Source organism: Elusimicrobium sp. An273, assembly GCF_002159705.1.
GTDB lineage: Bacteria > Elusimicrobiota > Elusimicrobia > Elusimicrobiales > Elusimicrobiaceae > Avelusimicrobium > Avelusimicrobium gallicola.
Genome location: NZ_NFJD01000001.1, coordinates 1 through 14,521 on the forward strand (window position 1 = coordinate 1; position 14,521 = coordinate 14,521).

12 protein-coding genes are annotated in these 14,521 nt (G+C 52.6%); all 12 read right to left on the reverse strand.

The annotated features are described in order from the left end of the window. Positions 1-1,396: flagellar hook assembly protein FlgD (locus B5F75_RS00005; protein WP_143351209.1), on the reverse strand; the 1,396-nt coding region annotated here is incomplete at its 3' end. 200 nt (positions 1,397-1,596) lie between these two features. Then, positions 1,597-3,096, reverse strand: coding sequence for a GGDEF domain-containing protein (locus tag B5F75_RS00010; protein WP_087286105.1), 1,500 nt, complete (start codon positions 3,094-3,096; stop codon positions 1,597-1,599). A gap of 4 nt (positions 3,097-3,100) precedes the next feature. Continuing rightward, on the reverse strand, positions 3,101-4,306 hold the full coding sequence (locus B5F75_RS00015; RefSeq protein WP_087286107.1) for an extracellular solute-binding protein: 1,206 nt from the start codon (positions 4,304-4,306) through the stop codon (positions 3,101-3,103). Positions 4,307-4,319: 13 nt separating this feature from the next. Beyond that, positions 4,320-5,339, reverse strand: coding sequence for a tRNA (adenosine(37)-N6)-threonylcarbamoyltransferase complex transferase subunit TsaD (tsaD, locus tag B5F75_RS00020; protein ID WP_087286109.1), 1,020 nt, complete (start codon positions 5,337-5,339; stop codon positions 4,320-4,322). 2 nt (positions 5,340-5,341) lie between these two features. Then, positions 5,342-6,742 (reverse strand): S41 family peptidase, encoded by a 1,401-nt coding sequence (locus tag B5F75_RS00025; RefSeq protein WP_087286112.1) that lies wholly within the window; start codon positions 6,740-6,742, stop codon positions 5,342-5,344. Between the two features lie 13 nt (positions 6,743-6,755). Then, on the reverse strand, positions 6,756-7,922 hold the full coding sequence (locus B5F75_RS00030; protein WP_087286114.1) for a murein hydrolase activator EnvC family protein: 1,167 nt from the start codon (positions 7,920-7,922) through the stop codon (positions 6,756-6,758). Next, complete coding sequence (locus B5F75_RS00035; protein ID WP_087286115.1) at positions 7,907-8,713, reverse strand: cell division FtsX domain-containing protein; 807 nt, start codon at positions 8,711-8,713, stop codon at positions 7,907-7,909. Before B5F75_RS00035 ends, B5F75_RS00030 begins: the two co-directional genes overlap by 16 nt. Continuing rightward, a complete protein-coding gene (locus tag B5F75_RS00040) occupies positions 8,710-10,089 on the reverse strand; it encodes an alkaline phosphatase (RefSeq protein WP_087286117.1) in 1,380 nt (459 codons plus the stop codon). Before B5F75_RS00040 ends, B5F75_RS00035 begins: the two co-directional genes overlap by 4 nt. A gap of 8 nt (positions 10,090-10,097) precedes the next feature. After that, the gene (gene glgA, locus B5F75_RS00045) at positions 10,098-11,546 is read right to left on the reverse strand and encodes a glycogen synthase GlgA (protein WP_087286121.1); all 1,449 of its coding nucleotides are present in this window, start codon (positions 11,544-11,546) and stop codon (positions 10,098-10,100) included. Further along, complete coding sequence (gene scpB, locus B5F75_RS00050) at positions 11,543-12,679, reverse strand: SMC-Scp complex subunit ScpB (RefSeq protein ID WP_087286124.1); 1,137 nt, start codon at positions 12,677-12,679, stop codon at positions 11,543-11,545. Before scpB ends, glgA begins: the two co-directional genes overlap by 4 nt. 20 nt (positions 12,680-12,699) lie before the next feature. Continuing rightward, entirely contained in the window at positions 12,700-13,461 is a 762-nt protein-coding gene (locus tag B5F75_RS00055) for a segregation and condensation protein A (RefSeq protein WP_087286126.1), read from the reverse strand. Between the two features lie 2 nt (positions 13,462-13,463). Then, the gene (gene trpS, locus B5F75_RS00060) at positions 13,464-14,519 is read right to left on the reverse strand and encodes a tryptophan--tRNA ligase (protein ID WP_087286128.1); all 1,056 of its coding nucleotides are present in this window, start codon (positions 14,517-14,519) and stop codon (positions 13,464-13,466) included. Positions 14,520-14,521 lie beyond the last annotated feature (2 nt).

The following is a 14,521-nucleotide window of genomic DNA, read 5'->3' on the forward strand; positions in this document are numbered from 1 at the left end:
GCCCCGTCGCCACGATATCCGTCAGTTTCAACGGATCCAACGACATCTGGCGCGTAACCGCGCGCGAAAAGTCTACCCCGGGCCATTCATCCTGCGCTTTGGCTTGGATCGCTACAATGTAATTGCCCGCGGGCAGCAACAACCCGTTATCGTCGCGGCCGTCCCACGAGTCAAATTCCGTAATCTGGGTGTCTTTGTCCACCCCTTTCATGCCTTCCCCGATGCGCGGCTGCCAGTCCACTAACGTGCGGACTAACTGCGTCGGCGCCAGGTTGTTGTTATTCGAGGTTTGGCCATACGCAATATCATCCCCGTTGGACGCATCAAAAATGGCTACACGCACGTCCGCATCTTTACTCAGCCGATACGCAAACGTGTACGGCTGGGCAGATACCGCCGTGATGTTCCCCACCACCGTAGGCGTGCTGCGCACCGTGTGCACGTTCGTCACGTCCACCTGCATCGGAATTTGGTTCATGCCCGGGTAGGCAATCGTAGAGCTGAATTCAATCTTGTCCGTGATGATATTGTCGCCGGGGAAATCCGTAGAAACGGTGGAGCGGAAGGCAAAGTCCCCGTTGGATTTGCCGAATTCGCCCGCAATTTCATACGACCCGTCCCACGCCGCACAAAAGGTAATCGGTTGGTTGGAGCGGGTACCGTCATTGTTAAAAATCACATAGGGGCACGTATCATTCGGGCAGTTGGCGTAATTGCCATTATTATCTTTGCTTCCCAATTGACAATTGGAAATGGAGACTGACTGCGTCGTTCCAAAATTATAACAAGTGCCGTTTACCAATTCATATTTGGGTGAAGGGCAAGTTAAACCTTCCGTCGGGCCGCCCGGGCAATGATACGAACCGCAAATGGCGGAATCGCTTTCGGTATCCGGGTATAAATCAATCGTGCGCACGGCCGGCGTTTCTTCCGGGTTTTCTACGTTTTTGCCGTTATAGTATTTTACAATGTCAAATTTAACTTGCTGCAGCGGAAACGCGATGGAATACGTACTCTGCGCCATGGGTTTGTTGGTGCAGTACACATCCATACACAAAGCCAAACAATGGTTCGGATAATTGTTATTTACATTAGGAGAGGGATAGGGCTGATCGTACTCGATTAACGCCGAGCTGACCCACGGATCGTTTTTATTGGCGTTGCTGGAAGGGCTGACTTTAGTGGTAAAACTGACGTCGTTATTGCCGGAGACGACGCTATTTCCCCAATTGCAGTAAACCTGATCCGTTCCCAACGCATTATTCTTATAATACACGCCCGCGGAACGGACTTCCGCCGTTTGCGCAAACAGAGGAGCGGCCGACACTGTCGCCAACGCCGCACAAACCGCCGCTTTACCCAATAAAGCCAAAATAAAATGTTTCATGTTTTTCATAATATGAATTTCCCTATGGAAGGCACGCCCCCATAAAATTTATTTTCAAATCGTTTTATTTTTTAACATACACAAACAGGCGGCTGTTTTTTTCTAAACAGACGCCGACACAATATACTCTTAAATTCTCGCAACTTTTGGGGCAAATGTCAACCATCTCCCCGTTAAAACAGGCAGACAATCTTGTGTTCGTTGGAAAATCAAGAAACGACTTGGTCGGCCACCTCGCGGTACACGGCAAAACTGCCGCGTCCGTTTTGTTTCACCACGTACAACGCTTTATCGGCTTTTTCCAGCAGTACGTCCGGCGTTTGGCCGTCAAAAGGAAAAGAAGAAATCCCTTGGCTGATGCTCAGGTGTACTTCTTTGCCTTCGGTATACCGCTCCGGCAGGGTAATGGCGCCGATACGGTCTTTGAGGCGTTTGGCGATAATTTTGGCTTCCTCGCCGTTGGTGCGCGGCAACATAATTACCATTTCGTCCCCGCCAAAGCGGCAGGGCACGTCGGTCTGGCGCAGACTGGTGCGGATCACGCGGCTGACTTCTTTTAAGGCCCAGTCCCCAATTTGGTGGCCGTAGCCGTCGTTGATTTGTTTAAACCAGTCTATATCCATAATAATGAGGGACATCGTTAAATCAAAACGTTTGGAGCGGTAAATTTCTTCGGCAAATTTTTCGTTGAAATAGCGCCGCACGGGCAGTTTGGTCAGTTCGTCGTAGTTGGAAAGCTCCTGCACGCGTTCAAACAAGCGGGCATTGTCAATAGAAAGCGCCATTTGCGAAGCGAACTGCTGCAGGGAAATAAAATCCATATACCCGATGCGCCGGCGCGACAAAATGTTGTCAAACGCCAAAAAGCCCACTTTATTGCGCTGCACTTTAAGCGGAATGTAAATGACGCTTCGGTTGGCGCGGTAGGTGGCCATGGAATCAAACACTTCTTTTAGCAGGTTTTCTTCGCCGGCAGGCAGGGTTTTGCCATCTTGCTGGGTTACTTTGCCGGAAATATCCACCCCCAGGACGGACTTAATTTTGCTTCCTTCCGAATCCGTTAAATACAGGCGGACGCGGTCAAAACGGAAGTATTTTTGAACGCCTTTTAAAATCAGCTCCAAGCCGTCGTTTAACCGCAGAGAGGAGGCAAAAATGGTGGACAGATCGTTCAGCGCCGTGGAGATATTTAGCCGTTGGTTTTTGGCCTGGTCTATTTCCGTATTGCGCAGGTTGTGGGAGATTTCTTCCCCCAAGGCTTTAATCAGTTCTTTTTCCTGTTCCGAAAACACCCGGTTTTTGCGGAAGCGTTCCAAGCGCAGCACGCCTACTTTTTCCTGCATGAAATTATGGACTTCGCCCGATTTGAGCTCCACGCTGGGCCGCTCCCACTTGACTAATACATAAATGGCCGGGTAACTTAGGTCGGTCGATTCCGCAATTCCGTTTTGCAGCAGCTGCTTTAGAAAAACCGGCTCGTTTAAAACGGAAATATCTTCCTGCATATCCATGCAGTACTCTTTTTTACACATCATTTTAAGCGACAAAAGCGCCCGCTCCTGCTGCCAGTCAAAAAAGTATACTCTGTCCAGTTTAAACAAATTGCGCAAAGCCGGCAAGGCACATTCCAACAGTTCGCGTTTGTTTTGAAAGGATTGGTTCAACTGTTTGTGAAATTTATAAAGTGTATACGATTTTTTATCAAACATAGGGCTACCCCTGATAAATGGAAAGCAGGTATTCTATTTCTTTGGCGGCCAGATCCAGTTCCCGATCCAGCGACGCCTGCGTAAAGCGTTCTTCCACAATCTGCGTTGCGCATACGGCCAGGATGCGTTTTAAAATTTCCATAATCGTACCCGTTACCGTGATATTGGGCAGGGTGCGGGCCGAGGCCAGGATGTTGCTGTAGGTTTGCAGACGCTGGGAAGAAGAAAAAATAAATTGCTCAAACGCGTCTTCAAACGCCGGGAAGGCGTCGATCATGGCGGCGTAGCGGAGCTGATTTTCCGGCCGGGCGCAGAACTTAATAAACTTAAGCGCGTTTTTCTTTTCTTGGGAGAGTTTATTAACAAACAAATTCATCCCCGCCAGGTACGAATAATAGGTAGTGCCCGTGGTAGGCACCGGAAGCGTGCGCACGCGGATGCCTTTGCGGGCGTTAAACGTGCTGACGCCCTGCTTGCGGGAAATCATCATGCTGGCTTTGCCGGAAACAATCGTCCCCAGCGAGCCGCGCTCGCGCAGGATGGGCATATAATTTTTTAAGGCTAAATTGACGTAATCGCGGATGCCTTCTTTAAACGCTTTGGTGCCCACCAAAGTGCTGCTTAAATCGGGCGAGAGCAAATCCCCCCCGCGGCCCCAAATACACGGCAGGGCATTGCGCACCGAGAGGGATCCTCTCCAGTCGCTGTTTTGCATGGGATAGTAGCCGGGGGTATCTTTAAATTGCTCGCGCAACGCTTGGCAAATGTTTAGCAGGCCTTCCCAGGTGGCCAAGTCATGCTCGGGCCGGGAGGTAACCAATTTCAGGTGGTCGGCGCGGTAGTGAAGCGCGCTTAAATCAAACCACCACGGATAGGAATAAATGTCTTTGGTGCCGGGCTGGTAGCAATGCGGTTTTAAGGGAACCAAGCAATTGGCCAGCGAAAGGCCCGGATCCAACTCGGAAAGATTTTCCGCCACGCCTTCCCGCACCAAAAGGGCCGTCCAGTAGTGCGGAATTTGCACCAAATCCGGCACTTCTTCTTCGTGGGTGGGGTGTTTAATCGTAAACATCCGCCGCCACAGGACGTTGCGGGTAAACACGCGGACGGTAACGTCAATGGAAGGGTTTTCTTTCTTAAAGAGCTCAATAAAAGAGGCGTAAACTTCTTTGGTTTTATCGCCCGAATCGGGCATAGCCCACAAAATCATTTAAACTCCTCGTCTAATCCCAGCTGCGCACTTTCATATTGGGATTAATATCTATATTCTTTTTAACGGGTTTGCCGGTTTTTTCGGCATGTTCCAACTTTTTATAAGCGGCCAGCGCAATCATGGCGGCATTGTCCGAAGACAGTTTCCGCTCCACAAAATGGGCGGTAATGCCGGCTTGCGCCGCTTGTTGCTGCATGCGTTCGCGCAGCAAGGTGTTGGCCGCCACGCCGCCGCCGATGGCGATATGGCGCACTTTGTACTTCTTGGCCGCCAGCAGCGTTTTGGTTACCAAGGTTTCCACCATGGCTTCTTCAAAACTGGCGCAGACGTCGGGGATATTAAAATTCTGGTGGTCGCGCAAATAGTAGCTGACGGCGGTTTTTATGCCGCTAAACGAAAATTCCCACGTACCCGGCATCAGCGGGCGCGGAAAGTGGATGGCATCCCGGCGGCCCGAAAGCGCCTGTTTGGAAATTTGCGGCCCGCCCGGATAGGCAAGCCCCAGCAGTTTGGCTACTTTATCAAACGCTTCGCCGGCGGCGTCATCGCGCGTTTTGCCCAAAACCTTATATTCGCCGTATCCTTTGACATACCACAGCTCCGTATGTCCCCCCGAAACGACCAAAGCCACCAGGGGGAACTCCAACCGGTTCTTTACCTCCGTTCCTTCAAAATCGCAGGCAAAGATGTGTCCCTCCAGGTGGTTTATTCCTAGTATAGGAACTTTTTTAAAATTTGCAAGGGTTTCCGCCGCCACGCGCCCCACCATCAGCCCGCCCGGCAGGCCCGGCCCGCTGGCAAAAGCGACGCAGTCAATGGGGTTATCTCCCAACGCTTCGTGAATGACCGTGGCAATTTTGGCCGCATGGGCGCGGCTGGCCAGCTCGGGCACGACGCCGTGGTATTTTTTATGTTCATCTATTTGCGAGTAAATGACGTTGGTCACAATTTCCTTTCCGCCTTTTAAAAGCGCGGCGGAAGTTTCATCGCAGGTGGACTCTATGCCCAAAATCATAAAATCTTTTTTCATACTTATTTTTCCGCTCCTTGCGTTTTGGCGGGAGCGTCGGAAGTTTCGGCGGCCGCGTCTTTCGTTTTATTTTGTTTGGCCTCTTTTTCGGCTTTGCGCGCCTCGGCCGCTTTTTGGGACTGGGCCTTGGCGTCTTCCAGCGAGAGTTTCCCCGTCAGCACTTCCACGGCTTTATCCAGCACCGGGTCTTTTTCCGTAAACTTGACCTCCGGATCTTTTTTGCCCGGCGTGTGGACGATGTTGTTGTACTGCATAAACACCTTCACTTCCTCTTCCGCCGGCACAATTACTTCCACATCCGGGAAAATGCCGCCTTCTTCGGCCTTGGATTTATCGCGGTAGTCGCGCTGGATCAGCCGGCCGGAAGGCGTATAATAACGGGCAATCGTCAAGCGCAGCCCCGCCCCGCCCGAAAGCGGCAGCACCTGCTGCACGCTGGCCTTGCCAAAGGTGCGCTGGCCCACCACGAAGGCGCGCTTGTTGTCCTGCAAGGCGCCGGCTACAATTTCGCTGGCGCTGGCCGAACCTTGGTTGACCAGCACCGCAAGCGGCACGTCGGGATAATCGGGCTTGGCGGAGGTTTTAAATTCCTGGTAATACTCCGGCTTGCGGCCCTGCGTGTAGACAATCATTTCATCCGGCTGGAGGAAAAGCTTGGCAATATCCACCGCCCCCGTCAGCAGGCCGCCGGGGTTAAAGCGCAAGTCCAACACCAGCGACTGCATGCCCTGCTTTTGCAAATCCGCCAGCGCTTTTTTTACTTCTTCGGTGCTGTGGCCGGAAAAATCCACCATATACAGGTAGCCCACTTTTCCGTCCAGCATGCGGTAATAGACCACTTCCGGCACGATTTTTTCGCGTTTAAAATTAAAATCCGGCAGGGTTTTATAGTTGCCTTTTTCATCTTTGCGGCTGATGGTGATTTTCACCTTGCTTCCCACCGGGCCGCGCATCAGTTCCACCGCGTCTTCCAGTTTCATGTCGGCGAGGTCTTTGTCATCCACAAACAAAATGCGGTCGCCGGGCATGACCCCCGCCTTAAACGCAGGCGTTCCCGGCATGGGCGACATGACGGTTACAAAATCGTCCACCATTTGCAGGCGCATGCCCAACCCGCCAAACTCGCCGCGGGTATCGTTTTTAAGATCTTTATAGTCTTTCGGATCCAGATATTGCGAAAAATCGTCCAGCTCGTTTACCACGCCTTTAATTGCGCCCGCCACCAATTTATCCGTATCGGTGGTTTCCACATAGTTTTCTTTTACAAATTCCACCACATCCACTAGCGTGCGCAGCTGTTTTAGGCTGTTGTCCGCCGCCGCATACGCATACGGAAACAGCGTCCCCACAAAAAATACCACGGCCGCAAACACGGCGTAACGGTTCAGTTTTTTTGATTTCATAATATCCTCTTTTCTATTTCAGCCAATTCAGCGGATCTACGGCCGTGGTGCCTTGGCGGATTTCAAAATATACCGCGCTCTGGCCCGTGCCGGAAGAGGCCTGCGTGTCTTTTCCGGCGGTTCCAATCACGCCCTGCTGCGGGAGTTTGTCCCCCACGCTTACGCTGATTTGCTGCAAAAATCCGTAAATGGTAAAGAATCCTTTCCCGTGGTCGGCAATAACCACGTTGCCGTACGAGCGGAACGGCCCGGCATAAATAATGCTTCCTTCCGCCACCGTGCGCACCGGCGAGCCGGCCTTGGCGGCGATTTTAATGCCGTCGCGGAAAATCCACGTATTTAAGTCGGAACGGTATTCTTTGCCAAATTTGCTCAGTACTTTGCCCACCGCCGGCCACGGCAGCGAGTTGCGCGGCACGTCAATCTTCGGCCCGGTCGTTTTTTTGGACGAAGTCTTGGAAGCCGCCGCTTTTTTGGCGTCGGCCGCTTTGCGTTTGCGCTCAAACGAAGCCAACAGCCGGTTTAACTCTTCGGCGGATTTATTAAGTTCGTTAATTTCTTTGCGCACCGCCGCCACTTTGCGCTTGGTAACATCTAAATCTTTTTTCTTTTTATTAAAGGACTGGGAAATGACGGCCTGTTCTTTCTTGATTTGGCTGCTTTGCGCCAGCAATTTTTTATTGCGTTCTTCAAAGGTATGAATTTTCTTTTTGGCTTCCGTATTTTCTTTTTTCAGTTCCGCGGCAAAAGCGGCCTTGTGGGTAAGCATACGGTCTACAAAAATTTCCTGCTCCAGGCTGTATCCGCCTGGGCAATACGGGCAGGAAGGAGTAAAATAATAGTTGCGCAGTTCTTCTTCCACCACGCCCTGCCACATGGGCATGCTGCGCTCCAGCGCGGCGCGTTTATCTTCTATGGAAAGCAGGTTCTGCTCCACATATGAAATGTCCGACTCCACCTGATTTTTCAGCCGCTCGGCGCGGGCTTTTTTGTCTTCCAGGGCGGAAATTTCTTTTGAAATCTTTTTTTCCTGTTCGCGGTAGCGTTTCAGTTCGCGCTCTTTTTGAGCGGCTTCGTTTTTTAATTTTTCTATTTCGCGTTTACGGTCGGCCGCTTCGTCGCAGAAAAGCGGCGAAGTACAAAACACCAAGGCCAGAAAAACGCTTAAAATTTTTGCCATTTTGACAATGTCCACCCGAACAGTCCGCAGAAGGCCAACATCAACAGCTGCCGGCCCGGCGTCGTAAACTGGGCGGCCGCGGCGGCCAAGAATCCGGTGGGATACACCAGCACCGCAAAAAACGCGCACGACGCCAGCCCCGCCAACACGCCGGACACCGCTCCCCCAAAATAATGCGCGCGCACCTGATTAGACGGGTACGCCTCCACCAAAAACATAAACGCCAAAAACAACAATACCGCAAAGATGACGGCCAAATTCAGCAGTTTGGCGCACAGCCCGGTATAGAACAGCAGGCGGGCGTGGTCGGCATTATAATGCGGCTCCAGCCCCGGATATTCCGCCGCCAAATTATCTATAAACGGGCGGATGTTGTTGATGGCTTTGTAGTTTAACCGCAGTTCAAAGTACGCGGGCATTTTATTTTTGCCCATTAAAAGAAGCGCGTCGGTCAGCTGCGGGTTTTGGCGTTCCACGGCCGCCAAGGCGTCTTCGGGCGAGAACAGCCGCACGGACAAAATATCCGTTTTTTGATTCAGCGATTCGCCCATCTGTTCCAGCTCTTCGTTGGGCGTCTGAGCGCTGACGGTTAAAATCACTTTAAAACTGTCGTTTAATTCCCGGTAATAGCTGCCCAGCCGCATATCCACAAACACCACGCTCTGCAGCAGCACCGCCACGGCAAACACCAGCAAAAACAGCCGCCGGTGCAGCCGGAAGACATGTTTGGGCGCGGCGGGAGCGGCTTGTTTCTTGCCTTCAAACATTTCGTTTAAATCTTTATCCGTCATTTTTCGCTCCAGCCCAACACATTTTTCATACGGGGCAAAATATCCGTATTATGGTATACGCCGGTAAATTCATCCGCGTCCGGGCCGTAGGCCACGCTTAAAATGGGAAGAGACGAATGGTTTACGCTCGCCCACACAATGCCGCGCGACTCGTTGAGCTGTTTAAACAGGCCGCTTACGTCGGATAAATTTTCAAATTGGGTCATATCCACCTCAAAGCCCATCGCTTCGGAAAGGCGTTTTTGCAGGTATTGGGGCGTCAGTTTTTCGGCCGGCATCTTTTTAAGTTCCATTTCCAAGTTGTACAGGCTCTTTTTTTGCTTGTCAAACTGGCGGAACGTTTCAAACGAGGCGTAATCCACATCCCCGCCGTAGAGCACTTCACCCTGGGCGGTTTTCTTCATGGCTTTGTCTTTGCCCAGGTGGCGGTAAGTAAAGGTGCCCAGGCCGGTGTCGTGATCGGCGTTTAAATAGACCAGCGTTTCGCCGTTTTTGTCGGCATACGCGTTGACATAGCCCAACAGCTCGTCCAGCGCTTTCATTTCGTGGAACCACGCGCCCGCGTCGTTGGCGTGGCCGGCCCAGTCAATCTTTCCGGCCTCCACCACCAGCACAAAACCGTTTTCGTTTTTGCTTAACAGTTCAACGGCTTTTTGGGTTTGTTCGGTAAGCGAGGGAATGGCGGGATATTCATCCATTTCCAAAGACATCGGCAGCGATTCCTCCGCAAACAGACCCAGCACGTTGCCGGATTTGACGGCCGCCAGCTCTTTTTTATTTTTGGCCACGCGGTAGCCTTTTTTCTTGGCTTGGCGAAGCAGTTTTTTGTTTTCGCCCGTCGTAAAATACTTAAGGCCGCCGCCCATTACCACCTCCGGCGCAAAAGCAATCAGCTGCCGGGCGATTTTCATTTTTTGGTTGCGGTTTTGCGCGTGCGCGGTAAATCCGGCCGGGGTGGCGTCCGCCACGTAGGTGTCGGTAATGATGCCAATGGACTTGCCTTGTTTGCGCGCCAGTTCCAAAAAAGTTTCGGCCGGCTGGCTGTTGTAATCAATGCCGATAAACTCCGGGCGGGAAAACCGGCCCGTGGCCATTTGCGTAGCCGAAGCGGCGGAATCGGTTACCACCGTATCGTGCGTATTGTTAAAGAACAACCCCCATTCGCCGCTGTTCATCATTTTTTCCAAGTTGGATACGCGCCCGGCATATTCCTCCAGCCCGGCGTAGCGCACCCCCTGCATAAAAAGCCCCATGGCTTCGGGGCCCATGCCGTCCCCGATAATCCAAATGACGTTTTTGACTTCTCCGGCGGCAAGCGCGCCCGTTAAAAAGAAACACGCGGCCAGAACAGCCGCCAAACGGCGAAAGTTTTTCATATGATCTCCTAAATAACCGTCTTTCTGTAAAGTTCCAGATATTGTTGGGCCGATTTATCCCACGACAAATCCTGCCGCATGGCATTGCGCACCAAGCGGTTCCAGCGTTTGCGGTCGTTAAACACCGCCAAGGCGCCTTCCACCGCCTGCAAAATGCCGTGTTCGGTAAATTCTTCAATAAAAAATCCGGTTGCGGTGTCTTCCTTGCCGGGCTGGTATCCTTTGACCGTATCCACCAACCCCCCTACTTTAGACACCACCGGCAGCGTGCCGTATTTCATGGCGATCAGCTGCGAGAGGCCGCACGGCTCAAAGCGCGAAGGCATCAGAAAAATATCCGCCCCCGCATAAATGCGGTGCGCCAAATCTTCGTCCAACCGGCCGTTGTAGCTGACCGACGCCGGATTGTTGCGCGCCAAGCTCTGGTAGGCCTTTTCCAACATCGGGTCTCCCATGCCCAGCACCACAAATTGCACGCGGTCTTTCAAGCGGCCGATTAAATCCACCACGGTATCCAGCCCTTTTTGGTAATCCAAGCGCGACACAATGCCGATAAGCGGCTTGTCGGGATCCTGCGACAGTTTGCACTGCTGCTGCAGCGCCAGTTTGGCGGCCAATTTGCCCTTTACGGCTTCCGCCGCGTCGTAGCCGATGGGGAGCACCGGGTCAATTTCCGGATCCCATACTTCGGTGTCAATGCCGTTTACAATGCCGCAGAAATTTTTGCTGCGGTAGCGCAGCAAGCCTTCCAGGCCAAAACCCATGGCCGGGTCGCTCTGCACTTCGCGCGCGTAGTTGGGGCTGACGGTATTGATGTTATCGGCAAACACGATGCCGCTTTTTAGAAAGCTGATGCCGCCGTAGTATTCAAATTTTTCGGGGGTATAATCCACCGGGTGGAACCCCGCTTTTTTAAATGTGGAATAAGGAAAATGCCCTTGATAGGCAATGTTGTGAATGGTGTACAAGCTGCGGGTGCGGGTGTAGAAGGCGTCCAATTTATAAACGGTCTTCAAATACGCGGGAATCAGGCCCGTCTGCCAGTCGTGGCAGTGGATAATGTCGGGGCGGAAACCGATAAATTTGCACCCTTCCAACACGGCCCGGCTGAAGAGGATAAACCGTTCGTCGTTATCGGCAAATTCGCCCGTTTTGGTGCGGTAGAGTTCGGGGCGGTCAAAGTATTTGCGGCTGCCCACAAAAAACACAAGCACATTGCCCCAGTTGATATAGGAAAGCGAAACTTGTTCAATGCGGTCTCCGATCGGAATCAAATACACGCCCGGCACCACTTTTAAGGAAGACACCCGCACAATGCTGCGGTAATGCGGCAGGAACAACAGCACTTTGTTGCCTTTGCGCATGGCAAACTGCTGGCACAAAGCGCCTACCACGTCTGCCAATCCGCCGGTTTTGCAAAACGGGAACGCCTCGCTGGCGGCTAAAACGATATTCATTTGGTTTCCTCCTGGGACATCTCTTGGGTTTGCTCCGAAGCGGCGGTTTGCGCTTCCGGCCGGGAAGCGCCGTCCGGCGAAGCGGGCGAAGTTTCCGGCTCCGAAGAAGACGGCTTGGCGGCAGGCTCTTGCCCGGCGGGATTGACATCCGGCGCCGCGAACGCATCCGCCTCGGGCGATTGCTGTCCGAAAAAGTCGCCTTTGTTGTAGCTGTTGCGCGTAAAGAAAGGATCGGCCGACGAGTCCAACGCTTCCAGGCGTTCTTCCCCTTCCAGCTCTTCCACCGGAATAATCGCCGGTTCGGCAAGCGGCGGCAGCGGCTCGCCAAACGGCAGGTCTTCCTGTTTTTCGCGCAGCGACTTTGCCGCAAACACCTGCAAATCGGGCAGATCGGAAATTTTGTTCAGCCCGAACATTCTTAAAAATTCATCCGTCGTGCCGTAAACCATCGGCCGGCCGACCGTGTCTTTTTTGCCTACCACGCGCACCAGCGACCGCTCCAGCAGCCGCTCCAGCGGCCCGGCCACGTCCACCCCGCGGATGGCTTCCATTTCCGCCCGCGTAATGGGCTGTTTGTAAGCCACAATCGCCAGCGTTTCCAGCGCGGCGTTGGAAAGGCGGGTGGTCATTTTTTCATTGTACAAGCGGCGCACCCAGCGGCCGTATTCGGGCTTGGTGGACATTTGAAACCCGCCCCCCAGCTCCACCACCTGCACGGCGCTGTTGCGGCGGATGTAATCGTCTTTAATTTCCAAAATCATTTCCCGCACGCGCCGCGCGTCCACGCCGTCAATTACGTCTGCAATTCGGCTGGGTTTAAGCGGGCGGTCGGTAATAAACAAAAGCGTTTCTACAATCTGTTTAAATTCGCTGGTGGGCACCAGTTCAAACGGCTCCTCGGAAGAAGCCGCCTCAGCCGGTTGGGCGGAAGCGTTCGCCGCCACATCGGCCTGACCCGGCGCCGCCGATTCCGCACCCGCCGTTTCGCCGTCTGCGGGCTGCGCTGGGGCGAAAGAGGGTTGCAACGCGTCTGCCGGCGCCGCCTGCGCGGGTGTTTGCGCAGCGGAAGAAACTTCCTGCGGGGCAACAGGTGCGGCCTGTTCGGTTTCTGGCAGTTGTTCTTCGGTTTGCATAGTCAAATCCTCCGGGGCGGTTATTTTTCTTCGCCGTGCATTAAGGTTTTAAAATCTTTGTCTTTGTTTTCCGGGTTTAAATAAATCCGGATTTGGCCCAGCTTTTCATCCTGCCGGGCAATCAGCTTTTTAATTTTCATCAGTTCCAGCACCGCCATAAAACACGTAATGATGCCGCGTTTTTTGGTTTCCCCGACGAAAATATCGTCCAGCAGTACCCACTCGCGGTGTTTGAGCAGGTTGACCACTTTCTCCATTTTCATTTCAATGGGGAACTCTTCCACCTTCAGCAGTTCAATGCGTTTGCGTTCGTCCAGCCGCTCAAACGCGCGTTTTACGGCGGAAAGCAAATCAAACATTTGCAGGTTGATTACTTTTTCTCCGTCGTCAAAAATAGGGGCGGAACGATAAAAATTGTCTTTGTTTTCTTCAAACTTTTGTTCTAAAAATTTGCTGGCTTCTTTGTATTTTTGATATTCCACCAGCTTGGCCACCAGCTCTTTGACGGGGTTGGGCCCTTCGTCCTCGGTGGTGGGCGCCTGGGAGGGGAGCAACGTTTTGGCTTTGATCTGCATCAGCGTGCTGGCCATCACCAAAAACTCGCCCGCCACTTCCAGGTTCAGCTCCTTCATGACGTTTAAATAATCTAAGTACTGCTTGGTAATTTCCGCAATGTTAATGTCGCAAATGTCCAAATTGTCTTTTTTAATCAAGTGCAAAAGCAGGTCCATCGGGCCTTCAAACACGTTGATATGAACATTTATCGGTGCGGGAGCCAGCATACTTATCTTGTAATCCTCATGACCTTTTTTACGGTAGCCAACGTCTTGGCGGCATTGGCGCGGGCGCGGTCTTTGCCGATGGCGACGATTTTCTGCAGCAGGGCTTCGTCGTTTTCAAACAGTTTGCGCCGTTCGGAGAAGGCCTTCATCTCCGGCTCCATCAAGGCAAAAAGCTCTTTCTTGCACGCCACACAGCCCAGCGCGCCCGCTTTGCATTCTTCGCAGCGTTTGGCGGCGTTGGGGTTGTAAATCCGGTGGAACGCATACACCACACAGCCCTCGGGGTTGGCGGGGTCGGTGGCTTTTTTCTTATTGGGGTCGGTGAACATCGTCATCACTTTTTTGCGTACGGAGTCCAAATCTTCGCCCAAATTAATGGCGTTGTGGTAGGATTTGGACATTTTCCGCCCGTCCAGCCCCGGCACGCGCGCCACTTCGGTGTACAGCGGGGCGGGTTCGGTAAATACGGCCTCCCCATAGATTTCGGCAAAGCGGCGGGCCAAATCGCGCGCGATTTCCAAGTGGGCGGTTTGGTCTTTGCCCACCGGCACGTAAGCGGCCTGCTGAATGAGAATATCGGTTGCCATCAGCACCGGGTACCCCAAAAAGCCGAAGGAAGAAATTTCCTCGTCGCCGGCGATGGAGTTGATTTTTTCGCCCAGCGATTTTTCGTCCAACTGCCCGGCGTATTTTTGTTTTAACAGCTCCTGAATTTGCTCTTTATACGTCGGGTTTCTAAGCAGCCAGCCCAGCGGGGTAATCATCCCCAGCAGGGTGTTGAGCTCGCTTACTTCGGGTACGTCGGATTGGATAAAAATGGTGCTTTTTTCGGGATCCAGCCCCGCCGTCAGCCAGTCAATCAGCATATTGCGGCTGTTTTCGGCCAGGTTTTCGGTGTGTTCATACGCCGTGGTGAGCGAATGCAAATCCGCCACGAAAAAATAACAGTTGTACTTGTCCTGCAGCGCCACCCAGTTTTTGAGCGCTCCGTGAAAGTTGCCTAAATGGAGTTTGCCCGTCGGGCGCATACCGGAAAGTACGATTTTGTCTTTTTGCATAA